This is a genomic window from Sphingobium sp. TomTYG74, assembly GCF_055393875.1.
This window is the reverse complement of sequence record NZ_AP027341.1, coordinates 1942705-1966345: the sequence shown is the minus strand read 5'-3', so window position 1 is coordinate 1966345 and position 23641 is coordinate 1942705. Positions and strand designations below refer to the sequence as shown.

The following is a 23641-nucleotide window of genomic DNA, read 5'->3' as shown; positions in this document are numbered from 1 at the left end:
TGGGTTACAGACTGAGGGGCAGGACGAGGCGAGTGCGGGCGTTCGCGGCGGCGGTGTCGGTCCGGTCGCCGTCGATGATGATGGTGGCGGCTCCGGGGCGCTCCCCGGCGGCGAGGCTGACCCGGCGCAGGCGCAGCCGGTCTTCGTTGCGGGAGATGGCCACCGCCGACGCCGCATAGATCCGCAGGATGTTTGCCGGGGTCATGGGCTGGTCGATCAGTTCGGGTAGCAGCGAGCCATAATTGCGGCGACCAGCCCGCGTGCCGATCGGCGTCGAGAGAATATCCGCAACCGACTGCTTGATATGTTCGAGGCCATCCAGCACCGCCCCGGAAGATCGCGCCATGCCCGCCATCAGGCCGGCGCTCCGGTCTGGGCAGCGCCTGCCTGCACCCCGCCGTGCTTGTGGCTCTTGAGGCTCTTCCCCCCGCCAACGACGTCATCCGAGGCAGTAAGCTTGCCTTCGACGTCGATGTCGCCGGTCCACGATGTCCCGCCGGGGGCATCCACGGTCATCGTGCCGCCTGCAGGCAGCGTTATGGCGAGGGCGTGCGTTGCATGGTTGTAACTGAACGACGCGCCATCGGGCATGCTGATCTGGATGACGTCAGGATCGTTGGAAGGCGGCGGGTTGGCGTCGGAATAGAGGCCAACCACGACAAGCCCGTTTTCCAGATCGCCTTCGGGGGCAAGGACGACGCACTGTTCCCCGACAGAGGGCGGCGACCAGATGCGCGCTGCGCCCGCACGCTGCGCCACCCACGGCAATTCGCCGGTGGTCAGGTCGCCCAGCGTGACGGTGCAGGTGGCATTGGCATAATCGACCGACGCAATGACGCCATACTGGATCGCCTCGCCGACCTGCTGTTCGGGATCTTGGGTGTTCGCCATGCGCGGACCATGACGCGCGCGCTTCGTCCTTTCGCGGCCCTGCATTTGGATAGAAAGCTATCCAAATGCAGGGCGTTGCCCGTCAGGCGTCGTTCGCGGGCAGGGGGAAATTGCTGATCAGGACTTCGCCAGCCTTGGTCGGCTTGCCGCCGACGCTGTATGTCGTGTCGATCGCGGCAATGGTGAAGCGAGAAAAGGTGGCCCGCACGCCCTCATTGTCGTTGAGCGACATGAGGAAGCGGCCTTTGATCCCGGCCAGCTGGTCAGCCAGGGCGGTGAAGTCGGCACGGCTGAAAACATCGGCACCATAGTCACGCTCGCACGCCCAATAGGGTGGATCGAGGTAGAAAAGCGCGCCCTCCCGGTCATAGCGGCGGATGAAGTCAGCGAAGGGCAAGCGCTCGATCACGACGGATTGCAGCCGTTCATGCACGTCGGCGAGCATCGGTTCGATCTTGCTCACGTCGAAGCGGGCGGGCGCGGACGCATCCACACCGAAGTTACGGCCCGACACCTTGCCACCGAAGGCGAGGCGCTGGACGTAAAGGAACCGGACGGCGCGCTGCAGGTCGGTCAGCCGGTCAGGATCCTGCCCCAGCAGCCGCTCGAACTCGGCGCGGCTCGCCACGCGGAATCGCAGCATGTCGATCAGATAGGGATAATGCTCGGCAAGGCATCGAAACAGCGTCACGACGTCGCCGGAAATGTCATTGATCGCTTCGGCGCGCGGGCGGCGCGAACGGCGCAGGAAGATGCCGCCCATGCCGACGAACGGTTCAGCGTAACTGCTGTGGGGGGTGGCGTCGATGATGGCGCATATCCGCCGGGAAAGATTGCGCTTTCCGCCGATGTAACCGGCGACAGGCGAAACGGGGCGAACGAGAACAAAAGGGGTAGACATGTTGGAGATCCTGCACGATGTCCCTCCATGGCTCGGCCACGGAGGGAACTCGAAAGGGGCAGGCGCGCTGCCCTGAGAGTGCGAGTGCAGGCTCGCGGCTTTGAGGATGTGGGGACATCCAAAGCCCCCTCCGTAAAGGGGGAACGGCGGCGTTCATAGCCGCCGCGCGCATTATTCGGCGGTCGATTCACCCGGCGTCGGCAGTTCTGGCGCTGGCGGCGGGTTGGTGATGACGCCCAGCTTGATCTTATGCTCGACGCCCTGCGCAACTTCATCGACGCGGGCCTTGGTCCCTGCCTTGTCATAGCTGCCATCGTCTTTCAGCACGGCATTGACGGTGCGCTCATGCTTGATGTCGCCGCTGGTGAAAGTGACAGGCACGGTGCGGGTGTCAGCGTCGAGTTTTCCGATACGAATATCCATGGGGCACTCCTTTAATCGTCGAGGAACTGGTAATGGCGGAAAGCGCGCAGGCAGTGGTTCGGCTTGTCGCCGAGCCGCATGGCACACCAATCAATCACGGCGGCTGCGCGCACGGCCCAGCGATGGCCGTTGAACTGCGCCTCACCCACATAGCTGCTGACCATTTCGCGGCCTGACGGGCGCGCGGCCAGGCCGAAGGGATAGAGGCAGCACAGCCAGATCGTGCAGGCGAGAATGTCCAGCGAACGCAGCAGCGGGAAAACGCAATGGCCGAGGCGGCGGATCATGCGGGCCAGCCTTCCTCAATGTCGATGGCTTCCAGATCCGCGATGGTTTCGGCGGCGGCTATCAGCAGGCCGAGCGCCTGACTGCGCGCATGGCAGGTCGAGACATGCGCCAGCACGGTCTGGCCGACCATGATCATCTGATCGGCGTCCAGTTCGGCAAGGCTGTTGTTGGCCAGCTTCCAGTTCACGGCAAAGGGTGCGCCTGCGGACTTCGCCATGAAGGCTCCTGTGACAGCACCATTGATGTTCGACCGGCTCAGCACGTCCGTGTCGAAGCGGCCAATGCCTGGAACGTCGCAGCCGCCGTCAATGCGCCAGTCGCGGTTCTGCTTTACCTCATGCCAGCGCAGATCCTTGAGGCCGTCGAGCGTGAGTAGCGATCTGGGATCGACCGACTGCGGATAGCCCTGATTGTCCCCGACGATGACCATGCCTTCGCACTGGCTGTCGAGCAGCTGGCGATGCACTTCCGCCGAGATCTCCACGACGTCAGCCGGGAGAATGTCATGGATGGCATCATCAAAGAAGCCGCCGCGCGCTTTAGAATAATAAATCATGGGCTGTCCTCAGTTGCCGATCGCAATCCAGTTGAAACGGTTCTGCCCTGCGACACTGCAGCGGAACAGGAAGCGGGTAAGATTGGGCGCGGTGGTATAGTTGACGCTGACCACCGAATTGATCTGCGCCTGTGCGTCCGCCCCCGCGCCCGTGACGTTCAGGATGTTGTTGGGAAAGGCGATCGGATAGTTGACCTGAATATCCGTGTTGGCCGTGTAAGTGCCCGCAGCGGTGCCCCATTGAATGATGAGGCCATTCGACAGCTTGATATAGCCCTGCGATGACTGGCTCGCGCCAATGTCGCGCAGGAAGGCGGCCGCCTGAAAACCATCGACTGTGTCCGCATCCAGCCCCGACCCGCTGCCATCGTTCGACGCGCGCCACACATCGGTGATGTGATTGTCGAAGACCACATTGCCGAGATCGGTGCTATCGACCGTCACTTTCAGGCGCGCCCCGACGGACCAGCCTATCCTGACGGTGTTTGAAGACTGCCCGGTGCCGGTGCCCTGTTGAACAGGGGTGTAGCCGAGGCGAGCGGTAATAGCCGTGTAGTAGCTGCCCTGCTGACCATCGAGCAGGTCAGCATCGAGACCAGATCCAGCACCATCATTTCCAGCGTGCCATACCGCGCCGCCATCCCACAGCAAGGTGCTGCCCAAGGTGAGGTTGAGTGAGCCGGGATTGATCATCAGACGGGTATTGGCGCCCGACGTGCTGTCCTCGCGGATGCTGATCGTATTTCCGTCAGCGATCAGGTGCCATTTCTTCGCCGTGTCGGTTTCGGAAAACTCGATCCATGGCACCGCTGTTTCCAGCGTCACCTTGCCGGTGATGGTGTCGCCGCTCTTGTTTACCGGCGTGTAACCAAGGCGGGCAGTGATTGCCGTGTAGTAACTGCCCTGCTGTCCATCGAGCAAATCTGCGTCGAGGCCAGAGCCGGAACCATCGTTTCCGCCATGATATGCTGTCCCGCCATTAATCGTGACAAGCCCGCCATTAGGGTTCAAATTGAGACCGGAGGCCGCCCCGTCACTCCTCGCCTGGATATCGTTCTGATCGGCAATGAGGTTGAGCCCCGCGTCAGGGCCGATCTGAAAAGCGTGGCCTGTGCTGACGAGGGAAGCACCCGTGCCAGTCGTGAGACGCACGCGGGCGCTCGTGAGGGTGCCTATGCCGTCATAGTCGCCAGAAATTCTTGCGTTGGGCAGAGTGCCGGTCGAATTCGCCAGGTCCCGGTAGTAGCTGCCCTGCTGGCCGTCGAGCAGGTCAGCATCAAGGCCGGAACCAGAGCCATCATTGGTCGATCGCCAAACCGTGGGTGTGTCGCTATCAAAGACAAAATTCCCTAAATCTACGGCATCGACGGAACACTTTAGCTTCCCGGCAACACTCCACCCAATCTTGACGCTGTTCGCGGTCAGCTGACCATTGCCGGTGCCTTGCTGGACGGGCGTGAAGCCGAGGCGGGCGGGTATGTTGGAATAGTAGCTGCCCTGCTGGCCGTCGAGCAGATCGGCGTCGAGGCCAGATCCGCTGCCATCATTGCCGGGATGCCAGACCCCCGCATTGCTCACCCCGAAACGGCTGTCCAGCCACGACGTGACGGCATCCTTGATCATCTTCGCCGCCGGAACGCGCGTGGTGTCGATGCCCGCGATTGCCTCCGCGAGCGTCGCCAGCTCCACAACGCCGATCTGTTCGGTAGTGGCAGGCGGATTGAGGAAATTGGCGTCGCCGAAGGTGATATCGGTCGCGTCGATATCCTCGAAACGGACGTCAATGCCGAGCAGCATCATCGCCTGCGCAGACTTCTCGATCAGGACAGCGGCCTGCCCATAGATGCCGAACAGCGTTCCATCGCCCAGATAGAGGGCGAGGCTGCGCACGGTGAAGACGTCCGTACTTTCGTCGCGCACGATCACATGGATAGTGTCATCGTCCACCACGTCGCCCGACAGGGTGGCGAGCCGCTTGAATTCGCCGGGCAGCGCCACGGCGGTGGCAAGGGGCGTCAACGCCGTCGCCGACAATCCGACCTGAGCGATCGTGACAGGCGCGGTGCCGGTGTTGGCGGCATTCACAAGCGCGGCGCGGCCCGCATTGGTGACGATGAGGGTAAGGGCCATGATTCCTCCGGTCAGGCCGCCGGTGCCGTGCAGGACAGGCGGGCGTAGATGGTCGGGCGAACCGCTGCGATCAGGCCGACATCGGCCTTGGCGGTGATGCCTTGGGTGAAGGTGAAGTGGCTGCGCACCGGCTTTGCCCGGCTGACTTCGGCGATGACCTGATCGACAAAGGCCGCCGACGCGGGCGCGCCGTTCTGATCAAGGTTCAGGACGAGGCTGAAGGTGTGCGGGTCCGCCTTCGGCTCCTGCTGCCACCATTCACGAATGGCGACCGATCCCCCGAAACTCTCCACGACGGCGCGCACGGACGCGGCGGTGCCCTTCTGACGTGCGATAGGGATGGCCTTGCGGACGCGGGCGCGCTTGATCGCTTCAGTCCAATCCGATGACCAGTTGTCGAGCGACAGGCCCCATGCGAGCCACGGCAGCAATTCGATCGGGCAATCGTTGGGCGACCAGACCGCGCGGACCGGCGTCGGGAAATCGAGCAGACCTGCAGCGACCTGCTCCAGCGCCTTTTCAAGCGCGGTCGATGCCGGGGGCAGAATGGACGGATAGATCATTCGCCCGTGCCTGCGTAATTGACCGTAATGCCGGTGCAGTGCGGTGCCTGGACGCGCGAAACGACGACGTCGGCAGCAGGCGACGTCAGGACGACATTCTGCACTCCCTCGACATGGAGGGCGGCGAACAATCCCGATCGGGTGATATCGCGGCCAAGCCGGTGGCTCGCCTCAACATAGGCGGCAAGGCTCGCCTGCGCGGTCGCAAGCACAACGCTACCGTCCGGACCGCTGAACGTGGTGAGCGTCGCATCGACCGCATATTCAATGATCTCTGCCGACTGCACCGTGACGAAATCAGTCAGCGGGCGGCGCGTCTCGTCGGACACGAAAGCATCGACCGCCGCGAGCAGTTCGGGGGCTGCTTCGCCCGATCCTGTGCGCGAAAGCACTGACACCAGAACTTCGCCCGGCGCGGGGCTGATCGCGCTGGCGTCCAGCACGTCCTCATCTGCCGAGAGCGCGTGAAAGACATAGGCCCCTTCCGGCCCGGCGACGGAATAGCCTTCGGGAGCCAGCACCATGCGGCGGCGGAAATCCGCGTCGCTTTCCATGACCGCCGGGATCCCCAGCACTTCGTCCGCCGGAACGAGGGTGAAACGGGTAATGCCGAACAGGGCCGCGATGTTGTCGAGGTCAGCGCCGGTTGCGTAGGCGGGCATGACCGCGCGCGCCGCGTCATTCACGCGCTGGCGCAGCAGCTGGGCGAAATAGCTGAAGGCTTGCAGCAGCTTCGTCGCTGGGTCGCTATCGCGGCTCTCGAATTCAGGCATGAGTGCCTGCATGCGCGCGACGGCATCGGCTAGGATCGTCTCGAAATCCAAAGCCTCAATGACATCCGGCGCAGGAAGGCGCGACAGATCAACGGCGGTGAAGGTTGCATCGGCCATGGCGGCCATGTCGGGGCAGGCGTAGGGGGTGCGCCATGCCCCTGTATTTGGACAGGCGGCTATCCAAATGCCGTCGCCCTCTATCGCGTTGCCTCACCCCGCACCTTTATGCCGATGCCGGAATGATCTAAGGGGTTCTGATGTGGACGCCTCCCCAAGCGACGATAGTTGCTGCCCTCATCGCTGCGATCGTGGCGCTCCTATCGTTGATAATCGCCAAAGAAAACAAAACGTCCGAGTTCAGACAGGCTTGGATCGATGCGCTTAGAAGCGAAATAGGAGATGCGATCTCGTCAGCATCTGCGCTGTTCATCCTGCTTGATGCAGGGAAGAAAGATGCGCCCGACAATATCTTCATGGATACTTGGTCAAAGACCACCGCCACGTTGGCACGCATTGACCTTCGCTTAAACTTGAATGAGCCGGATCATCAGAAACTGGCTGGGCTTCTACGTCACGCCGAGCAAATGCTGCGTGATGCCGACGACGGAAAGCCGTCTACGCGCGAACAGAGAGAGCAACTTCAAGACGATGTGGTCGAGATCTCTCGTTCAATTCTTAAGCGGGAATGGGATCGCGTGAAGGAAGGGGAAATCGCTTTCCGTCTACTAAAGGTTGCGTCCGCAGGCACCGCCATCGTCGCGGGCACCATACTCTTTTTTCACCATTATTTCGGATATTGACCGCCTGATCGGCACATGGCCGGTTCACGCTTCAGCAATGTGAGAATATAGCAGATCGAGCAGCTGCTCGCGGCCTGCCGCCGTCGCGCCAAGCAGTTCGCGCTTGGGATAGGGCACAGCCCTGGCGCGCAGGGACGGCTTGTCCCGCAGGCCATATTGGTGGACGCCCGCGATCTGCGATACCTTGCCGGAAAAGCCGACCCAGAAGCCCTGATCATCCGCCCCGGTGCGCAGGAATCGCCCGCTCGCCAAGCGCCGGAACATCGCGCGTCGGCGCTGGCCACCACGGCGGCGCAGGCTGCTGCCGCCTGCATTGCGGTGCTCTTCGGGCACCGGGAGCCATTTCACAACCTTGTCGAACTCGAATGAGCGGATACCGCCAGCCTCAATGTCGAAGCCTGTCATCATGCGCCCCGTCGTCCAGGCGAAGGATTTCATGATGACCTTGCGCGGCTCGCCGCCGCCGCCAGACGGATAGAGGAAGCATGTCGCGCCCCGGCCCGACACCGGCGGGGCCTTCTCCTTGCGTGCCTCGAATTTGGAGCCGTCAGGCTGGCGCTGGGCAGCGATGCGCTCGCGCTGGCTCTGGGCCATGGTGCGGGCCATGCGGCGCATGAGGGTGCGGCGCTGGCCCGACGACAGGCTGCGGATCAGCGCCCCGGCAATGCGCTCGATCTCGGCAAGGTCTTCGCTCATGCGTCGGGCGGAATCGCCGGGGTCAGATCAGCGTCGGGATCGGCGGTCTCAACCAGCAGTTCAGCATTGCCGAAGCCCTGCAGGAAGGAGGCCGTGACGCCGTCGAAGGCGTCGGCGAAGTTCGGTTCCGCCGGATGCTGGACGTCATAGCCGCTGCCATCGGCGCGGGGCAGGACAAGGACGGTTTCGGTCAGATCGATCGAGATCAGGATGTCGGACGCTTCGCTGTCGAGCAGTTCGGCTTCGAAGGTGAAGGGCTGGGCGTCGGAGCGGCGTAGCAGCTGGGGTTGTTCCTTCTCGATCCATGCCAGCATCGGCACCATGATTGTGTCCGCATCGCCCGCAAAATCCCAGATTCCGACCTTGAGCGTATAGGCGTAGGCGAAGGACGGCGTGCGGGACTGCCGCGTGCTGATCTGCCCGCCCTCGACATAGATTTGCAGGCGGTCGGGATGGGTTTTCAGATCGGGCAGGAAGGCGGTGAGCCACTGCCGCAGGCTGTCGGCCTTGCGCATCGTCAATCCGCCTGTGCGTTCGCCATGCGGGCCTGCGCCTGCAGTTCGATCAGGGTGGCGCGGATCTGGCCCGCGACGTCATAGATGCTGGTCAAGCTGCCGTGGCACTGCGCCCCGGTCATCTCGCCAGTTTCAGTCCGCTGGACCTTCGGCAATGGGGCGGGTGTCGCCAGCAATGCCCCAGAGATCTTCGCTGTTGGCCGTGGCGGCTGCGCGGTCGAGCAGGCCGACGCCATCAGCATCGACGCAGACGCTGCGATAAACCGGACGCTCAACGACTTTTTGGCTTTCATGGTAGATTTCCCTGACGCTGCCCTGCCGGGCATATTCTTTGGCCTGTGCAGCTTCGGACGAGGCGTCCAGCTTGCCCTGCAGCTTCTTGCGCTCGGCCTCCCGCGCATCGTCGGCGCGCTTCTGCGCCGCCTGTTCCTTGGCGACGCCGACGCTCGTGCCGTAGAAGAAGCCACCGATGCCTGCGGTGCATGCGGCCAACGCGGCGGCCATGGCGAGGTGCGATTTCCCGATCATGCCAGCAGCCCCTTGAAATAGGACCGGCGGGAATAGGTCAGCACATCCTTGCGCAGTCGCCCTTCCCGATAGCTGACGTGGATCCAGCCACTGTTGGGCTGGCCGCGCGTGTAGTTTTCAAGGATCAGCTGGTCGAAGGCCATATGATCGCGGATGAAGGTGGCGACCGTCACATTGTCGACGCCGCTGATCTCGAAATCGGCGGCCTCGCCCTGCGCGTGCTGGCTGCTGGACGATGATCCAACCGCCAAGCACAGCTTGACCGAGCGGAAGCCGGACGTGACGCGGACAGGCTTGCCGAAATGAGCGCGCAGCGGCTCCAGCACCTTGGCGCAGAGCAGCTGCATCGCGGCGATCTGGCGTGCGCCGGGGACGTTGGCTATGCCCTGCGCCGACGCGGTCGCGGACGCGGTGAATTCGGCCAGGCTAAAATTGGGGGACAGCTGCATGGGTCAGTCCTTGTTGGGCAGAAAGCGGTCAGCGAGGCGGCCCGGCACGCTGGTCAGCGTGTCGATCGCGGCCTTGGCGATGCGCGGGGTGGCGTCGAAGGCGAGCAAGGCGATGGCGAAGGCGATCGACTGCGCAGCGAAGTGATTCCAGCCAGTGACGGCGATGATGGCGATGGTCGCGTAATAGCTGACCGTCGATCCAACCACCCACTGGAGGAAGCGCTGGCGGAAAGGCAGGGCAGGCTTCCATGCCTGCGCCACGGCGGAACCGATCAGCGAAGGCGTGAGGGAGCCGATCAATTCGATGACGGATTCCAGAAAGTGGCGCAGGTCCATGGATCAATCCCAAAGCTGAATGAGGGGAAGCACGCGCGTTGCGCTGGCGTCGGCGGTTGCGGGCACGATGACGACGGTGCCGAGCGGAAGGACGGGGCCAAGATCAGCCAGCCCCGGATTGGCGTCGCAGACGCGGGAAATCTCGGCCGGACCAAGCCCGGCATCGCGCCACAGCAGCAGGTCCAGCTTGTCCCCTGACCGGGCAACAAGGCGCTGCTCCGACGCCATCAGATGAGATCCACCACTGTTCGGGTCTGGCCCAGCATGTCGCGCACCGCGTGCATCGCGTCACGGCGCAAGCTGCCGATCGCGGAGGCCGCGTCACTGCCTTCCGAGCCTCCCGCTGCCGTTGTGTCGAAGTCGGGATGCCGCTCGATCAGTTCGGCCTTGGCATAGAGCGCGACGGCGCGCTGATAGCGGAACAGCTGCACGCTCGCCCCGTCCAGCTGGGGCGCGGGCACGGCGGCGAGGGTGGCGTGCCCGGCGGCGATGGAATCCGCAGCGAATTGCTGCAGGTCGATTCCTGCCGTCATGATCGCGCCGATGATCGCGGCGCGCAGGCGCGCGGGCGTGATGCTGGTCGGGATCCTCGCGGCATCACGGACTGCCGCCGGATCAATGTCGGGGAAGAAGCCGTCGTTTATGACCGCAGTTTCTTCTTCCGGCGGCTGCTCGATCTCGGACGCGGGCGGGCGGGCGACGAACGTCATGCCATCCCCAATCGGGCGATGAAGGCCATGCTGGCGAAGACGACGAAGGCCCAGCCCGCAGCCGCGCCGACGTCGAGGATCAGGAAGAGGGGCAGCACGATCCGGTAGGCCGGGGACATGCGGATGCGATCAGGCAGATAGGGCGCGATCAGCTGGGGCTTGCGGACGACACACCAGATCCGCTCGAAACAGAAAAGCGCCGACAGCACGGCGCAGACGGCGAAAACGGCAATCAGCGCCAGATTGAAAAAGGGCATGATGTCCTCCGATTTCGGCCCACCGGCTTACAGGGGTGAGGATCGGGGCAGAGTGCGGCCCTACGGCTCGAAAGCCTCCCGCATCGCGCGATCCGCCCCTGAGCGCCGGGGGCGAGCCTGTCAGGCGGCAGCGCCGCCCTGTTCGTTGTTGGGCGTGCACACGCCACCGTGGTCATGGGTGCAGCCGGGATAATCGCAGTCGAGACCGCTTCCGGGCCGGTCATCGCCATTCCACGGGTCCGGGGCGACGGCGGCAATGGCCGTCAGCAGCTTGTTCGCCCGCTTGATCTTGTCCTTGACGCCGATGCGATCATGCAGGCGCTGGGCTTCATTCAGGCTCGCCAACGCCGCTTCCAGCGCGGGCTTGCCTTCGTCCGCTGGCAGATCTTCGGCGGCGGTCAGCTGGACGGTGCCGGTTGCCTTGAACAGCTTGGCGCGGACTTGATCGTGGATGTCGCAGGCGGCGGTCAGTTCGGCGACGCGGGCCAGTATTTCCAGCGGAAAATCAGCGCCTGCGCCCTGCGCCTTGTTCGCGGCGTCGGCAATTTCCTCAATGGCGATCGTCGCCGCATCGCGCTGATAGCGGTTCGGCATGGCAACCTTGTGCTTGAGCATGAACGGCAAGAGATCAAGCGCCTCGCCATATGCGCCGACGTCGATCAGCCAGACCATGACGGTGGGAACGACTTCGGCAGCAAGGCCGATGCCGACGCCCGCATCAGCGCCCACGGTGCCCGCGACCCAATCACGATATTCCGGCAGCATTTCGCGCTTCGCCGCGATCTTGAGGTCGATGCCCCGAATTTCCTTGAGGCGGCGCAGGTCATGGGTGAGCCGCAGCACGATCTGCGCGGCGGCGCGTTCAGCCAGAGAGGCATTGCCCGCCCCTGCCGCCGGGAGAGTTGCGGCGGCAGGGGCGATGCCCCCTCCATCAGCAGGTGCAGCCGCTGCGCTTACGATCTGGGCAGCGAGGATGCGATCACGGTTGCGACGAGCAAGGCTCATTTGCGTGTCCTGTCAGATGGAGGGGATAGCGTTAGGACCGCGCCGATCAGGCGGGCTTCGGTCCCATGACGATGTTTTCGACCAGGGCGCACTTGCCGTAATCTTCGACCACGAAAGCCTCATTGACGCTCTCGTAATTGGCGATCTGGGTCAGTTCCGGTTCGTCCTTGACGTAGCGGCGGCGCGATTCTTCCTGCTCGTAGATCGCCAGATTTTTGTAGCTGGTGATGAGCAGGGTCGCGGTCGGGAAGTCGGGAACGCGCTCGGCATAGTAGCCGCCGACCTGATTGGCACCGCGCAGGATGATGTCGCGCGCCAGCTGCTCGGTCGGGGTGTTGCCCGCCTTGTTGACGATCGGCATCTGTTTGTCGTGGACCAGATCGCGACCGATCATGACGACAAGGTCATCCGCTTCCTGATGCCACTCATCGAGCAGGCCAGCGGCGGCGTCCTTCACCAGCGCGTCGAGATTGACATAGTCACGCTTCGTGGCGTCATCGGTGTCGGCCACATAGATCGCCTTGCCAGCGGCGGTCAGTGCGCCGTCATCCAGCACGCGCTCCGGTGCATACTGGCGGATCTTGTGCAGCCAGCCCTTGTTGACGTCCTGCAGGCGCGGATTGGCGACCAGATCAGTGGTGGCGGCGACCGATGTGCCGTGGAACCCGATCGTGATCCGGTCCAGTGCCTGACGCTGCACGATGACGTCACGAACCAGCGTCTGGAATTCGGGCTTATGGCGCCATGCGTCGAGGCGTTCCCAGCTGATCGCGTGATCGTAGAAGGTCTGCTCGCAACGATAGTTGCCGCCGTCGCTGGTGTCGGTCGGATCGGTGGGTGCCCGTCGCGTGCCGCCGCGCGTGTTGACACGGCCAGCGAGCGGGCGAGTCACGCCCACGCCGACCTTCTGGCCTTCCTGATTGGGCACCGTTTCGAACGAAATCTTCTGGAGGAAGGCGCTGGACTGCTGGATCAGCTGGCTCAGCGTCTGCTGGACGGTCGGGGCGACCGAAAAGCTTTCGGTGGCGAGTTCGACGCCATTGAGGCGGGCGATCTGGCCCAGATAGGCGTTGAACGCGAGACGAGTTTCACGACGCATGTGGGGGTTACTCCAAGGTGTTGAGGCGGGCGGCGGCGAGGATCAGCAGTTGGTCTGGATCGCGTTGGAACCGCCGGTCGCGGGGGCGCGCGAAAAGCCGGTCTGCTCGGTCGATTCCAGCTTGGTGACGAGGGCGGCGAAATCGCCCTGGAGTTTGGCTACGGCGTCGTTCGCGGGCTTGACCGCAGCAACCATCTGTTCGCCCAGCCCAGCGCAGAACGCCGCCACGTCAAAGCTGTTGTCATTGGCAGGCTTGGGCGTTTCCGGTTCCTGCCCCTTCGCTTTTTCGCTGCCGGACGTGAATTTGGCGGCGAGGCTGGCGAAGCCTGCGGCGATGGCGGACGCGATGCCGGTCCCGTCCACCGGCGCTTCCTCCAAGTCGATTTCCACCGCTTCGAAGGCTTCGGAAAACAGATTGTTGGGCGAGGATTTCCGGGCATCGAACATCGGCTTGAGCGCGGAAAAATTGAACGCTTCGGTGCCGAGGGAGGCGGGATTGTCGGTCAGGGCGAGGCCGACCAGCCCGACCTTGCCGGTGCCTGCGAAATCGGGCGAGATTTCAACCGACGGGAAGGGCTTCTGCCCCTTGGCGCGCATGGCGATCAGCTGCTCGTTGGGTTCGACCTGCGCATACAGAGCGCGGCGGCGAACGGTCTGGCCGTCAATGACCAGTTCGTCGGTCTGGGCCTTCACGGCGACGACATCGCCATAACCATTGAACGGCGGCTCCGGGCTGTAGCCCTTGATGTGCTCGATGTTGATGCGCGGCGTGTAGGTTTCCGCGTTGAAGGTGGAGACGATGTCGTCAATCCACGACGCCTCGATCTTGCGACCGTCGCTGGCGGTGAAGCCCTCTACGAAGACGCGGAAAAATTTGCTCTTTGCCATGGTCGGTTCCGGTTCCCTTGGTTGCTGGCGGCGCGGCTAGGCGTTGACGCGACCAGAAAAGGGGCTGTCGGGCGAGCAGGCTCAAGGCCCAGCATTTGGATAGGCCGCTGTCCAAATAGACGCCCATGATCAGGTGCTTGAGCGCGGGGCATGGTCCGCCCCGATGACCATGCAGCCTCCCCAGCCCGGCGCGCCCTCTGCCATGTGGCAGTTCGATCCACGCCGTCATGCCCGCAGCCTTTACTGGCGCGGGTGGGGCGTGACGCAGATCGCGGAGGAATTCGCGCTGCACGGTGTCGTCAATGAAAAGGGCGGGCCGATCCCTCGCGCGACGATCGAGGCGTGGAAGCAACGCGATCGCTGGGATGATGCGCCCTCGATCCGCAAGATTGAGGATGGGCTGGAGATCCGGCTGCTGACCCTGATCGCCAAGGAAAAGAAAACCAGCGCGGATCTGGTCGAAATGGACGCGCTGGCCCGCCAGATCGAAACACTGGCGAAGGTGCGCCGCTATGAGGCCCCCGGCGGCCACTCTGGCGATCTCAACGACAAGGTTGCGAACCGCAACGCGGGCGAGCGCAAGAAGGCGAAGAAGAACCATTTCACCGCCGAGCAGGCGGAGGAACTGAAGCGCGTCTTCCTCGACGGGCTCTACGATTATCAGCATCGCTGGTGGCAGGCGAAGGATCAGCGCACGCGCATGATCCTCAAGTCGCGCCAGATCGGCGCAACCTACTATTTCGCGTTCGAGGCGCTGATCGACGCGATCGAGACGGGCCGCAACCAGATCTTCCTGTCGGCATCGAAAGCCCAGGCACACCAGTTCCGGTCCTATATCGTCAGCTTCGCCAAACTGGTCGGGGTCGCGCTGACCGGCGACCCGATGCTGATCACGTCGGATCTGCGGCCAGCGGAGGAAGCGGCGGCGGAACTGCACTTCCTTGGCACCAATTTCCGCACGGCGCAGGGCCGCCACGGCAATTTCTATTTTGACGAATTCTTCTGGGTCCATTCGTTCGAGGAATTGAACAAGGTCGCGTCGGGCATGGCGACGCACAAGAAGTGGCGGAAAACCTACTTCTCCACGCCGTCGAGCGTCGCGCATCCGGCCTATCCCTACTGGACCGGCGACCGCCGCAACCGTCGGCGCAAGAAGGAAGATCAGATCAAGATCGACGTCAGCCATGATGCGCTGGCGATCGGCATGGCCGGGCCGGATCGGATCTGGCGGAACATCGTCAACATCCGCGACGCCGAGATGGGCGGATGCGATCTGTTCGACATCGAAGAGCTTGAGGACGAATACGCGCCCGACGAATTCGCCAACCTCTTCATGTGCGACTTCGTGGACGACAGCCAGTCCGCCTTCCGCTTCAACGACATGATCGCCTGCGGGTGCGACAGCCTGATCGAATGGCAGGATTTCAACCCGGAGGCGGCGCGGCCCTACGGCAAGCGTTCAGTCTGGGCGGGCTATGATCCGCAGGAAAGCGAGAATGGCGACAACGCGGCGCTGGTCATCGCTGCGCCGCCGCTGGTCGAGGGCGGGCAATTCAGGATCCTTGAGCGCCACCAGCTGCGCGGCCTCGATTTCGAGCAGCAGGCTGAATTCATCAAGGCGGTCCTGAGCCGCTATACCTGCACATATCTGGGCATCGACGCCAAGGGCGTTGGCGCGGGCGTCTATCAGATCATGGCGAAGCCCGGCGCGCTGCCGGGCTGCGCCGTCGCCAAGATCGAATATTCGCTCGAACTCAAGGCGCAGATGATCATGAAGGCGCAGAACGTCATCCGCCGGGGCCGTCTCGCGTTCGACAGCGGCCTGCTCGATCTCGTGTCCGCCTTCGTGTCGATCAAGAAGACGCTGACCACCAGCGGGCGGAATATCACGTTCAAGGCGGGGCGCGGCGGCAATGACGGCCACGCGGATCTGGCTTGGGCCACCATGCACATCCTCATGAACGAACCGCTCGACGGCAAGGAAGCGCCCAAGGGCACAATGGAGATCATCGAATGAGCAAGCGCGCACGCCGTATGAACCGCCGGGAATCGGTCGCAGCGTCCGAGGGCGCGATCGTCGCGGCCAGCGACAATCGGCGCGGCGCGGTCGAGGCGTTCACGTTCGGCGATCCTGAGCCGGTGCTGAGCCGGGCCACTATGCTCGACATGCTGGAATGCTGGCACAATCATCGCTGGTATGAGCCGCCGCTGTCACTGGACGGGCTCGCCCGCGCCTTCCGCGCCTCGCCGCATCATAGCAGCGCCATCATGCTCAAGCGTAACCTGTTGGCGGCCAGTCTGGACCCGACACCGTGGCTGTCCCGCAAAACCTTCGCCGGGATGGTGCAGGACTATCTGGTGATGGGTAACGCCTATGCGCAGGAGATCCACAACCGCCTCGGCGGTGTCCTGCGGCTCGATCACTGTCTCGCAAAATACACGCGGCGCGGCGTCGAGCCGGGCCGCTTCTGGTGGGTGCCGGGGCAGCGGACCGAAAGCGAGTTTCAGCCGGGCACGGTGCATCAGCTGCTCGCGCCCGACATCAATCAGGAAATCTATGGCCTGCCCGAATATCTCTCGGCCCTGCAGTCGGCGCTGTTGAATGAAAATGCCACGCTGTTCCGCCGCCGCTATTTCGAGAACGGGAGCCACGCGGGCTATATCCTGTACGCCACTGGCGACTTCGCTAATGGCGACGTCGACGCGATGCGCGATGCCTTGAAGCGGGCGAAGGGACCGGGCAATTTCCGCAACATGTTCGTCCACTCGCCGAACGGGAAGGACGGGGGGATCAAGATCATCCCCATCGCCGAGGTCGGCGCAAAGGACGAATTTCTGGGAATCAAGAACACGACGCGGGACGACGTGCTGGCCGCGCACCGGGTGCCGCCGCAGCTGCTCGGCATCATCCCGGCCAACGCGGGCGGCTTCGGCGATCCAGCCAAGGCGCTCGACAGCTTCTTTGAACTGGAAATCCAGCCCCTCCAGTCCGTCTTCCTGGAACTCAACGACCAGCTGGGCTTTGAGGCGGTGCGATTTCTGGAGCGGGTGAAGGCGGTCTGATCACGCCAATTTCCTTAGATAGCGACGAACTGCAGGAGAACGTACTATCGGCGAGCCGTTAACCGGCCCGCCCCATAGTAATCTGATCTCATTTTCCCAGGCGAAATCTTGCGATTTTTTGAATGGATGGGGGCGGACGGGGGCTGAAATCGACAGATCTGCCTCCCTCGCCACATACTCCACCGGCGACCAACGAACTTCGCCCAGATGAGGGTTCTGGCGATTGATGGTGGCGGCGAACTTAAGAAGGTCAGTAATCTCGATAAGGCTGCAGCCCATGTCCTTGGCTTTAGAAAAATCAGGGGCAAGGGAGGCGCAGAATATGCGCATAGGTTGCAGTGATTGGACAGAGGATATGTTCGTGAAGCTCGGCTTGTAGCAGAAACTTATATCGATGCCGATGGATCGGATCAGGCTGACATCGGCAGGATTCATGCCATCCAAGACCATCGTGCGGCCGATATAGTTTTTCGCGGCCCCTTCCAGCGGGTCGCCTCGCTCGCCTTCCATGGCTCTGTAGTTTTCCAATGAGTCGATCTTGATGCTTTCCCCTGCGAGGAAGGCACGCTCGAATTGGGGATCAACCATCTTGTATGCCTTGATGGGCAGGCGCAGCCCTGTCTCCAAATGAACCCGTGTCAGCGTCATCACATTCCCCCTGCTGTCCTTACATGTCGCGCGATGTGCTGGCGCGCAATGGACGTGCCGTAGATGAGCCTCCGGGCCGCCCGTCAGTGCCGCATCTAACGTGTAAGATTATTACGCGACCTGACCAACCATCCAGGCATCGGGACGGAACCCCCGACGCCCGCGGATCGGCACGAGGTCCAGCAGCCGAGGGCCGGGACCGGGGTGCCCCCCTGCCGCCCCCAAAAACGCGCTTTTCCCCCCGCCTCGCCCGCGCGCTTTTCATGTCCCTTTTGATGCACCATCGACGCCCCCCGGAAAGCGGCCTAGATCCTTGGCCGGTTGCCGATCATGAGGCGGCCTGCGCTGATGCGTTTTGATGCACCCACAGCGCCCTAATCGGGCCGGTGCGACATTCTCCGAAAAATGATGTTCGCCGCCGTTGAAAGCGGGAGGGGTCGGGAAAAAGGTAATCTCGCCAATCTGCGCCGATCATCCGCTAAAAAGTGGCGGATTTCTGCGGTTTCTGGGGTTGGCCTTTCCCTATAATATTCTGCAACCTCTCAGGGGGTAAAACTATAATCCCTTTGAAAACTAAGGACTTTTTTGAGCCGGAAAATCACTCCTAGAAGGTATAATCTGGTTATAGAAAGATTATAGGTAAAGTTACTCGTAACCTGTTGAATTTGCACGGTGGTTATAGAGATTACCTTTTTCCCGACCCCTCCCGGCTTACTAAATGGACCTGCCCCCTATATAGGGATAAGCCGTAGATCGGCGCTGCAACGCTGCTGCCTCGACAGAGAAAGTATCTTGCCGCCTTTATGGTCAGATATATGGTATGCGGGCGAGCGGAGCCGGGGCGGCCTTCGGAATATCAATGTGTTACGTCGAAAATGCGCCTTCCTCCCTCTCCGCCACCACCCTGTCCTTTCACATCCGTTCCGAATCACTAAAGCCCAGCTTTTCTGCGGCTTTCAGCGTGATTCGCATCCACGTTCATCCCTGCCAGTCCACCGGTGACCGATTGGAAATGTGGGAAAGAATGTGGGAGATTTGGTGGCATGGGAAAGCTCTCCGCTACCGCTGTGAAGGCAGCAACACGCCCCGGGCGGCTCGGGGATGGCGACGGCCTGTTTCTTGTGATTCAGCCCGGCGGCGGCAAGAGCTGGGTGTGCCGGGTGCAGAAGAATGGCAACCGGCGCGACTTTGGTCTGGGCAGTGCGTCAAAAGTCTCGCTGGCTACCGCGCGGGAGCGGGCACGAGAAATCCGCACCTGGGTTGAACTCGGGCTGGATCCGATATTCGAGCGGCGCAAGGCGCAGGGCATTCCCACATTCCGGCAGGCGGCAGCCAGAGTGATTGCTGCCCACAGCAAGACCTGGCGGAATGAGAAGCACGAGAAGCAATGGCTCCAGACGCTGGAGACCTATGTGTTCCCGCAGATCGGCCATGTGCAGGTTCATGAGATCACAGGACCCATGATCCGGAACGTTCTGTCGGATATCTGGCTCGCTAAGCCCGAGACAGCGCGACGGGTCCGGCAGCGGATCGGCACAGTTCTCGATTGGGCTTACGCCTCGGGTTACCGCGAGACTGAAGCGCCCATGCGCGCGATCACCAAGGGGCTTCCGCGACAGCCCAAGAAGGACGGGCACTTCGCGGCCATGCCCTATGCAAAGGTGCCCGCTTTCATGGTGAGGCTCGCGGAGCGGGAATCCTTCGGTAGGTTAGCGCTGCGCTTTGCTATCCTGACTGCCGTCCGATCAGGCGAGGTCCGAGGTGCGGCATGGGAAGAATTCGATCTGGACGAGAAACTGTGGGCCATACCGGCCGCGCGCATGAAGGCGTCGCGCGAGCATGTCATTCCGCTGTCGATACCGGCGCTGGCGATCCTGGAACGGTGCCGGGAATTGCGGATCGGATCGCGCTCGCTTGTATTTCCTGGGGCCAGAGGTGACGCGCCAATGAGTGACATGACGCTCACGAAACTGCTCCGCGAGATGAAGGAGGAGGTGACCGCCCACGGATTTCGCTCAGCTTTCCGGGACTGGGTTAGCGAGGAAACCAATCACCCCGGTGAAATCGCAGAGGCGGCCTTGGCCCATCGGGTCAAGGACAAGACGGAAGCCGCGTATCGGCGCGGAAACCTCCTCGAGAAGAGGCGAAAGCTGATGGACGAATGGGGAGCATATTGTTTGGAGCGCTGACCGGGCACCTTCTTCAGTGCCTTTTGAGCATCTTGCCGTCCGATAGCGGCCGTCTCACGACTTCAGCCGGAATGGCCTTCATGTCCGCTTCGTTGGACACTCCGCGTCGGCGCGGTCCATGCCCTTGATGCACAAGCCGCTTTCGGTGATCGCGCGGTGAAACAAACCTTTGACCAAACGGACCGCAGATGCCACGGATCAGTCGCGACGAAAAATCCCGGTGCTGAAATGCGGCGATGCGGAACCGGGCGATTGGGGGCCAAGGTTGAGCGGGTCTCGACCTGAATTCGGTCGATTGGACCCTGACCGATGCCTGTTGCCTACTGGCTGACGCCGAGGCGCGACTGCGGCCACCTGAATGACATGGGAGCATTCTCACAAGGTCCTGCGAGACGTCTGCCAGCCGCCGCCGAGTGCGCGGAACATAGTCCGGACCCGCAGCGCAGGCGGAAAGCCTCAGCGAGGCCGCGCCGATGAGCAGATATCTTGTCGTCATCATCTTTCTCATTCCGCTGCCCCGAGCGCGGGTCTGGCGATATGCTGGTCCCTACGCTCCCGCCAACGCCGCATCCGTTCGGAAAGCGCGCGGGTGCCTGCCTTGAACGCCCGAGGCTGTGGAGTGTTAAACAGGGCATTGCGGACGTCCCGCCTTGGCATTTTTGCGACCCCTGAAGCGACGCCGTTCGCCACAGGCATATCAACCTGCGGCTCAGACATAATTTCATTCAGCAAATCGGCCTCGCTGGGGATGAATTATGGAACCGATCCTTCGTTGATTATGGATGGACGCCTTGACGTGGGCCTGAAGAGCCAGCGCAGGAGACCTTAGGGCCTCTGTGCCGGTTAGGCGATCAGCGAATCAGCGAGCAATGCCCGGCCGCGCAGAAAGGTGCCGTTTGAAATGCCTTCTTGTCCATCTCTTCGCCAAGACGCGCGCCTATCGCTTGGATCTGAACCCCGGGCGCCTGAATGAGAGGGACGGCCGGAAGAGGGTTGGAACCTCATACTTCCCTTCCTGCAGCTCTTCAGCTGCGGGAGTCCGCAAATCAGAAGGGCGTATTGGCGAGTCTAGATAAACACCAAACCCTTCACCTTTGCGCCAAGCCACCGTGCCATTGGCCGGGTCACAATCGACGACATGAATCGAAACCCGATCTCCGACTGCTATGTCGGATGCACATCTGCCTCCCAGCCCGCGTTCAGAAACATCTCGCACCAAGATGTCGATCAAGCCCAGGCGATCATGAAACATCTGCGCCTTTAGGAGTCGTCGTCTCCGGTCGTAAGCGCGAACCGCATGAAGACAGGCTTCATCCTCTTCCATCGTCATTTTTCCGCGACCTTTTTATATCGATTGTTATATTGGGCCGCGTCCTCGAAGCAATAGAGCATTCCGCGGTTCAAGAGGCCCTCGGCCGGGAATTTTCAGAGCGGCAGACCAACGGTGTAATGTCCGACGCGCCGGACGGTTGCAGCCCACAAAATACGTTGCGATCAGGAGACGCCAGCAAGGCTGGCATGCCGGAGCGAGATCGACGCTCGAAACCGCTCAACATGCGCTGGCGCACAGCCTCGCAGACGATCTTCTCATATCCTTCTGTACCCACTCCCCCTAGCACCTGTTATGCTTCGACCTCAGTACCTATCCTGCAGCTCGCCATAATTCCCGCCCCACTCGCCCGAGAGCATGTCGTGGACGATCCGCTTCTGCCTAATCCAACTCTGGGGGACATTAACATCGTCTCAATGCCAGCCTGATACGATTTGCCGAAATGGTGGAGGATCAGGCGTGGGACGTCCCTATGGAATTGCCGAATGGGAAAAGGGGGAGGAGATTGGCTTCCGCGGCTTTGCAGCGGAACGGCGGCAGCTGACCAGGAGACTCCCCGATGCCGACTTCGATATCCAGACAGCCGCTCAGGCGAGCGAAGAGCGCTATCGCAACACTGTAGCGCTTAGCCCCCTCATCCATTGGATCGCCGATGCTCGAGGCGGCATGGTCGATATCGACGTGCGCGGCCTCGAGTACACCGGCCTTTCTTATGAGGCGTGCATGGGGTCGGGATTCCTCGCTGTGGTTCACCCAAGTGACCGTCCGACCGTGAAGAGGGCGTGGAGCGATGCGCTAATAACGGGTTCGCCCATGGATTATGAAATCCGCCTCAGGCACCGAGACGGCAACTACCGATGGCACCGTTCACGAGCCGCACGGCACCAGGAGCGCGGCAGCGCACTCGGAGTCTGGTACGGCACCGTCGAGGATATCGATGATCGCAAGCTGGCGGACGAAGCGGTGCGCTGGACGGCAGACCATGACGACCTGACTGGGCTCTGGAACCGGCGCGCCTTCATGCAAGGGCTGGGAACCGCGCTCGCTGGTGTTGAAGGATCGGGGATCGGGGTCGGACTTCTTGTTATCGATCTTGATGGCTTCAAAGCCCTGAATGATCGCTACGGCCACGACGTCGGCGATGCGCTGCTGAAGGAGATCGCCCGGCGCCTAAAGAGAAATGGCACCGGCGATTCAATGGCCGGGCGGCTCGGTGGCGATGAGTTCGCTCTCTTTATTTATACCACTGGTGAAGCGCAACTTGATCAGACGATCTCCGAGCTGAGGCTTGCATTGTCTGAACCATGTTCACTCAACGGTCAGGCCCATACCTGTCGTGCCAGCATTGGCGTCGCGCTCAGTCCAGATCACAACAAGGATGCCATTAGTCTCTACAAGGACGCCGATCTGGCACTTTATGAAGCGAAGATTGCGGGCGGCGGTGTCCGCCATTTCGAGAGAAGCATGCGTGCGGGTCTGCAAGCCCGCATGTCGGAACTGTCGCTGGCCCGCCAGGCGCTCGACCTTGATCAGGTCCTCCCCTTCTATCAACCCAAAGTCGATCTGGAATCGGGTGCCATCGCAGGATTTGAGGCACTGTTGCGTTGGCGCGACGGAATGCCTGGAGCATGTCACGGACCCGGAACAATCTCCGCCGCTTTCGAGGACGCCGAACTGGCCATCGCTCTTGACCAGCGCATATTCGAGCTGATCGCGGCCGACATCCTTCGGTGGAGAAGGCGGGGACTCCCCATCGGTCGTATCGCCTTCAACGTGTCAGCCGCATCCTTTCGTCAGGAGCATTTTGTCGCGGGCGTGATGGAACGCATTGATCGCGCGGGCATCTCCGCATCTTGTCTGGAACTGGAAGTCACTGAAACGGTGCTGCTTGAGGGGGCTTCTCACAATGTAACGAAGACGTTTGAACAGCTTCGGCGCGCCGGGATGACGATCGCACTTGACGACTTCGGCACAGGATATGCCTCTCTCATCCACCTAAAGCAGTTTCCGGTTGATGTACTCAAGATTGATTGTTCTTTTGTTCAATCTCTCGATGACCCGATCAACGCGGCGATCGTCCGCGCGATCATCAACCTTGGGAGGGATCTGGGAGTCACGACGGTCGCCGAAGGGATCGAAACAGGAGGCCAGGCAGATTGCGTGCACAGGAACGGGTGCGATCAGGCGCAGGGTTATCTCTTCAGTCCAGCCGTAGCAGCGGATCAGATCCCTGCGCTTCTTGCCGATCAAACTGCAAGTTGGAGCCGGCCCGAGAGGCGTAGTGCCAGAGAACGGCGCATGCATCGGCCCTCGACCAGCTTCTCAAAGAGAGCGATTGAATGCGATCGCACGCCTTGAAAGAGCGGTATTTGAATCCGCCCCCTGATGGCGAAATGCGATCAAGAGCTTTATAGGGTTCCGGCATGGCCGCTACTTTCTAAGTACCGGCCTCCACTCCCGGCGGCGGTCCAGCGAGGCGCTGCCGTCGCCGGGAGACCAAAGATCGCCGACAACAACCGTCAGGCCGCATCACATGCCAGCAGTATCTGGGAAGTGTGGCCCCCACGGTTCGTGCCAACCGTCATGCCGGTCGAGACGACCGC

26 protein-coding genes are annotated in these 23641 nt (G+C 62.1%); 5 read left to right on the top strand and 21 right to left on the bottom strand.

Features of this window, described 5'->3' with window-relative positions:
* Positions 1-4: 4 nt before the first annotated feature.
* The 9 genes from ACZ5TB_RS09900 to ACZ5TB_RS09860 all read right to left on the bottom strand — a co-directional run bounded on the left by ACZ5TB_RS09900 (position 5) and on the right by ACZ5TB_RS09860 (position 6642).
* Positions 5-346, bottom strand: coding sequence for a GPW/gp25 family protein (locus ACZ5TB_RS09900; protein ID WP_464791108.1), 342 nt, complete (start codon positions 344-346; stop codon positions 5-7).
* An 8-nt stretch (positions 347-354) separates the two neighbouring features.
* Complete coding sequence (locus ACZ5TB_RS09895) at positions 355-891, bottom strand: phage baseplate assembly protein V (protein WP_464791107.1); 537 nt, start codon at positions 889-891, stop codon at positions 355-357.
* An 82-nt stretch (positions 892-973) separates the two neighbouring features.
* Positions 974-1792, bottom strand: coding sequence for a DNA adenine methylase (locus ACZ5TB_RS09890; RefSeq protein WP_464791106.1), 819 nt, complete (start codon positions 1790-1792; stop codon positions 974-976).
* 171 nt (positions 1793-1963) lie between these two features.
* The gene (locus ACZ5TB_RS09885; RefSeq protein ID WP_464791105.1) at positions 1964-2215 is read right to left on the bottom strand and encodes a hypothetical protein; all 252 of its coding nucleotides are present in this window, start codon (positions 2213-2215) and stop codon (positions 1964-1966) included.
* 11 nt (positions 2216-2226) lie between these two features.
* On the bottom strand, positions 2227-2502 hold the full coding sequence (locus ACZ5TB_RS09880; RefSeq protein WP_464791104.1) for a hypothetical protein: 276 nt from the start codon (positions 2500-2502) through the stop codon (positions 2227-2229).
* Positions 2499-3059 (bottom strand): DUF4376 domain-containing protein, encoded by a 561-nt coding sequence (locus tag ACZ5TB_RS09875; RefSeq protein WP_464791103.1) that lies wholly within the window; start codon positions 3057-3059, stop codon positions 2499-2501. The genes ACZ5TB_RS09880 and ACZ5TB_RS09875 overlap by 4 nt, the downstream gene beginning before the upstream one ends.
* A 9-nt stretch (positions 3060-3068) precedes the next feature.
* A complete protein-coding gene (locus tag ACZ5TB_RS09870; protein WP_464791102.1) occupies positions 3069-5189 on the bottom strand; it encodes a gp53-like domain-containing protein in 2121 nt (706 codons plus the stop codon).
* 11 nt (positions 5190-5200) lie between these two features.
* A complete protein-coding gene (locus ACZ5TB_RS09865; protein WP_460986689.1) occupies positions 5201-5752 on the bottom strand; it encodes a phage tail protein I in 552 nt (183 codons plus the stop codon).
* Complete coding sequence (locus ACZ5TB_RS09860; protein WP_464791101.1) at positions 5749-6642, bottom strand: baseplate assembly protein; 894 nt, start codon at positions 6640-6642, stop codon at positions 5749-5751. The genes ACZ5TB_RS09865 and ACZ5TB_RS09860 overlap by 4 nt, the downstream gene beginning before the upstream one ends.
* Positions 6643-6782: 140 nt before the next feature.
* Between ACZ5TB_RS09860 and ACZ5TB_RS09855 the strand changes: the two genes are divergently transcribed.
* Entirely contained in the window at positions 6783-7325 is a 543-nt protein-coding gene (locus ACZ5TB_RS09855; RefSeq protein WP_464791100.1) for a hypothetical protein, read from the top strand.
* 24 nt (positions 7326-7349) lie between these two features.
* Here the strand turns inward: ACZ5TB_RS09855 and ACZ5TB_RS09850 are convergent, their stop codons facing one another.
* The 11 genes from ACZ5TB_RS09850 to ACZ5TB_RS09800 all read right to left on the bottom strand — a co-directional run bounded on the left by ACZ5TB_RS09850 (position 7350) and on the right by ACZ5TB_RS09800 (position 13808).
* Complete coding sequence (locus ACZ5TB_RS09850) at positions 7350-8021, bottom strand: phage virion morphogenesis protein (RefSeq protein WP_464791099.1); 672 nt, start codon at positions 8019-8021, stop codon at positions 7350-7352.
* A complete protein-coding gene (locus ACZ5TB_RS09845; protein WP_464791098.1) occupies positions 8018-8536 on the bottom strand; it encodes a phage tail protein in 519 nt (172 codons plus the stop codon). Before ACZ5TB_RS09845 ends, ACZ5TB_RS09850 begins: the two co-directional genes overlap by 4 nt.
* 132 nt (positions 8537-8668) lie before the next feature.
* Positions 8669-9064, bottom strand: coding sequence for a hypothetical protein (locus ACZ5TB_RS09840; RefSeq protein WP_464791097.1), 396 nt, complete (start codon positions 9062-9064; stop codon positions 8669-8671).
* The gene (locus tag ACZ5TB_RS09835; protein WP_464791096.1) at positions 9061-9513 is read right to left on the bottom strand and encodes a D-Ala-D-Ala carboxypeptidase family metallohydrolase; all 453 of its coding nucleotides are present in this window, start codon (positions 9511-9513) and stop codon (positions 9061-9063) included. The genes ACZ5TB_RS09840 and ACZ5TB_RS09835 overlap by 4 nt, the downstream gene beginning before the upstream one ends.
* A 3-nt stretch (positions 9514-9516) precedes the next feature.
* Positions 9517-9849 (bottom strand): hypothetical protein, encoded by a 333-nt coding sequence (locus ACZ5TB_RS09830; protein WP_460986702.1) that lies wholly within the window; start codon positions 9847-9849, stop codon positions 9517-9519.
* 3 nt (positions 9850-9852) lie between these two features.
* Positions 9853-10077: a tail protein X gene (locus ACZ5TB_RS09825; RefSeq protein ID WP_464791095.1), complete on the bottom strand. Its 225-nt coding sequence runs from the start codon at positions 10075-10077 to the stop codon at positions 9853-9855.
* Positions 10077-10559 (bottom strand): head completion/stabilization protein, encoded by a 483-nt coding sequence (locus ACZ5TB_RS09820; protein WP_464791094.1) that lies wholly within the window; start codon positions 10557-10559, stop codon positions 10077-10079. The genes ACZ5TB_RS09825 and ACZ5TB_RS09820 overlap by 1 nt, the downstream gene beginning before the upstream one ends.
* Entirely contained in the window at positions 10556-10816 is a 261-nt protein-coding gene (locus ACZ5TB_RS09815) for a hypothetical protein (protein WP_464791093.1), read from the bottom strand. The genes ACZ5TB_RS09820 and ACZ5TB_RS09815 overlap by 4 nt, the downstream gene beginning before the upstream one ends.
* Before the next feature lie 120 nt (positions 10817-10936).
* Positions 10937-11821, bottom strand: coding sequence for a phage terminase small subunit (gpM, locus tag ACZ5TB_RS09810; protein ID WP_464791092.1), 885 nt, complete (start codon positions 11819-11821; stop codon positions 10937-10939).
* 46 nt (positions 11822-11867) lie between these two features.
* Complete coding sequence (locus ACZ5TB_RS09805) at positions 11868-12920, bottom strand: phage major capsid protein, P2 family (RefSeq protein WP_460986714.1); 1053 nt, start codon at positions 12918-12920, stop codon at positions 11868-11870.
* Between the two features lie 42 nt (positions 12921-12962).
* The gene (locus ACZ5TB_RS09800) at positions 12963-13808 is read right to left on the bottom strand and encodes a GPO family capsid scaffolding protein (RefSeq protein WP_460986716.1); all 846 of its coding nucleotides are present in this window, start codon (positions 13806-13808) and stop codon (positions 12963-12965) included.
* Between the two features lie 163 nt (positions 13809-13971).
* Between ACZ5TB_RS09800 and ACZ5TB_RS09795 the strand changes: the two genes are divergently transcribed.
* On the top strand, positions 13972-15825 hold the full coding sequence (locus ACZ5TB_RS09795; RefSeq protein WP_464791091.1) for a terminase large subunit domain-containing protein: 1854 nt from the start codon (positions 13972-13974) through the stop codon (positions 15823-15825).
* The gene (locus ACZ5TB_RS09790; protein WP_464791090.1) at positions 15822-16871 is read left to right on the top strand and encodes a phage portal protein; all 1050 of its coding nucleotides are present in this window, start codon (positions 15822-15824) and stop codon (positions 16869-16871) included. Before ACZ5TB_RS09795 ends, ACZ5TB_RS09790 begins: the two co-directional genes overlap by 4 nt.
* Here the strand turns inward: ACZ5TB_RS09790 and ACZ5TB_RS09785 are convergent, their stop codons facing one another.
* Positions 16872-17519: a hypothetical protein gene (locus ACZ5TB_RS09785; RefSeq protein ID WP_464791089.1), complete on the bottom strand. Its 648-nt coding sequence runs from the start codon at positions 17517-17519 to the stop codon at positions 16872-16874. It abuts the gene before it with no gap.
* A 1043-nt stretch (positions 17520-18562) separates the two neighbouring features.
* On the opposite strand from ACZ5TB_RS09785, the gene ACZ5TB_RS09780 reads away from it, so the two are divergent.
* Entirely contained in the window at positions 18563-19708 is a 1146-nt protein-coding gene (locus ACZ5TB_RS09780; RefSeq protein WP_464778262.1) for a tyrosine-type recombinase/integrase, read from the top strand.
* Between the two features lie 1789 nt (positions 19709-21497).
* The gene (locus ACZ5TB_RS09775; RefSeq protein WP_464778261.1) at positions 21498-23396 is read left to right on the top strand and encodes a putative bifunctional diguanylate cyclase/phosphodiesterase; all 1899 of its coding nucleotides are present in this window, start codon (positions 21498-21500) and stop codon (positions 23394-23396) included.
* The last annotated feature ends 245 nt before the right edge of the window (positions 23397-23641 follow it).

Bases quoted from the DNA above. Each gene is read 5' to 3' on its own strand.
- ACZ5TB_RS09840 (WP_464791097.1), bottom strand. From the start codon at position 9,064: ATGATCGGGAAATCGCACCTCGCCATGGCCGCCGCGTTGGCCGCATGC.
- ACZ5TB_RS09845 (WP_464791098.1), bottom strand. From the start codon at position 8,536: ATGCGCAAGGCCGACAGCCTGCGGCAGTGGCTCACCGCCTTCCTGCCC.
- ACZ5TB_RS09830 (WP_460986702.1), bottom strand. From the start codon at position 9,849: ATGGACCTGCGCCACTTTCTGGAATCCGTCATCGAATTGATCGGCTCC.
- ACZ5TB_RS09900 (WP_464791108.1), bottom strand. From the start codon at position 346: ATGGCGCGATCTTCCGGGGCGGTGCTGGATGGCCTCGAACATATCAAG.
- ACZ5TB_RS09890 (WP_464791106.1), bottom strand. From the start codon at position 1,792: ATGTCTACCCCTTTTGTTCTCGTTCGCCCCGTTTCGCCTGTCGCCGGT.
- ACZ5TB_RS09815 (WP_464791093.1), bottom strand. From the start codon at position 10,816: ATGCCCTTTTTCAATCTGGCGCTGATTGCCGTTTTCGCCGTCTGCGCC.
- ACZ5TB_RS09850 (WP_464791099.1), bottom strand. From the start codon at position 8,021: ATGAGCGAAGACCTTGCCGAGATCGAGCGCATTGCCGGGGCGCTGATC.
- ACZ5TB_RS09860 (WP_464791101.1), bottom strand. From the start codon at position 6,642: ATGGCCGATGCAACCTTCACCGCCGTTGATCTGTCGCGCCTTCCTGCG.
- ACZ5TB_RS09865 (WP_460986689.1), bottom strand. From the start codon at position 5,752: ATGATCTATCCGTCCATTCTGCCCCCGGCATCGACCGCGCTTGAAAAG.
- ACZ5TB_RS09800 (WP_460986716.1), bottom strand. From the start codon at position 13,808: ATGGCAAAGAGCAAATTTTTCCGCGTCTTCGTAGAGGGCTTCACCGCC.
- ACZ5TB_RS09780 (WP_464778262.1), top strand. From the start codon at position 18,563: ATGGGAAAGCTCTCCGCTACCGCTGTGAAGGCAGCAACACGCCCCGGG.
- ACZ5TB_RS09825 (WP_464791095.1), bottom strand. From the start codon at position 10,077: ATGGCGTCGGAGCAGCGCCTTGTTGCCCGGTCAGGGGACAAGCTGGAC.
- ACZ5TB_RS09875 (WP_464791103.1), bottom strand. From the start codon at position 3,059: ATGATTTATTATTCTAAAGCGCGCGGCGGCTTCTTTGATGATGCCATC.
- gpM (WP_464791092.1), bottom strand. From the start codon at position 11,821: ATGAGCCTTGCTCGTCGCAACCGTGATCGCATCCTCGCTGCCCAGATC.
- ACZ5TB_RS09855 (WP_464791100.1), top strand. From the start codon at position 6,783: ATGTGGACGCCTCCCCAAGCGACGATAGTTGCTGCCCTCATCGCTGCG.
- ACZ5TB_RS09885 (WP_464791105.1), bottom strand. From the start codon at position 2,215: ATGGATATTCGTATCGGAAAACTCGACGCTGACACCCGCACCGTGCCT.
- ACZ5TB_RS09785 (WP_464791089.1), bottom strand. From the start codon at position 17,519: ATGACGCTGACACGGGTTCATTTGGAGACAGGGCTGCGCCTGCCCATC.
- ACZ5TB_RS09870 (WP_464791102.1), bottom strand. From the start codon at position 5,189: ATGGCCCTTACCCTCATCGTCACCAATGCGGGCCGCGCCGCGCTTGTG.
- ACZ5TB_RS09795 (WP_464791091.1), top strand. From the start codon at position 13,972: ATGACCATGCAGCCTCCCCAGCCCGGCGCGCCCTCTGCCATGTGGCAG.
- ACZ5TB_RS09790 (WP_464791090.1), top strand. From the start codon at position 15,822: ATGAGCAAGCGCGCACGCCGTATGAACCGCCGGGAATCGGTCGCAGCG.
- ACZ5TB_RS09805 (WP_460986714.1), bottom strand. From the start codon at position 12,920: ATGCGTCGTGAAACTCGTCTCGCGTTCAACGCCTATCTGGGCCAGATC.
- ACZ5TB_RS09835 (WP_464791096.1), bottom strand. From the start codon at position 9,513: ATGCAGCTGTCCCCCAATTTTAGCCTGGCCGAATTCACCGCGTCCGCG.
- ACZ5TB_RS09820 (WP_464791094.1), bottom strand. From the start codon at position 10,559: ATGACGTTCGTCGCCCGCCCGCCCGCGTCCGAGATCGAGCAGCCGCCG.
- ACZ5TB_RS09880 (WP_464791104.1), bottom strand. From the start codon at position 2,502: ATGATCCGCCGCCTCGGCCATTGCGTTTTCCCGCTGCTGCGTTCGCTG.
- ACZ5TB_RS09895 (WP_464791107.1), bottom strand. From the start codon at position 891: ATGGCGAACACCCAAGATCCCGAACAGCAGGTCGGCGAGGCGATCCAG.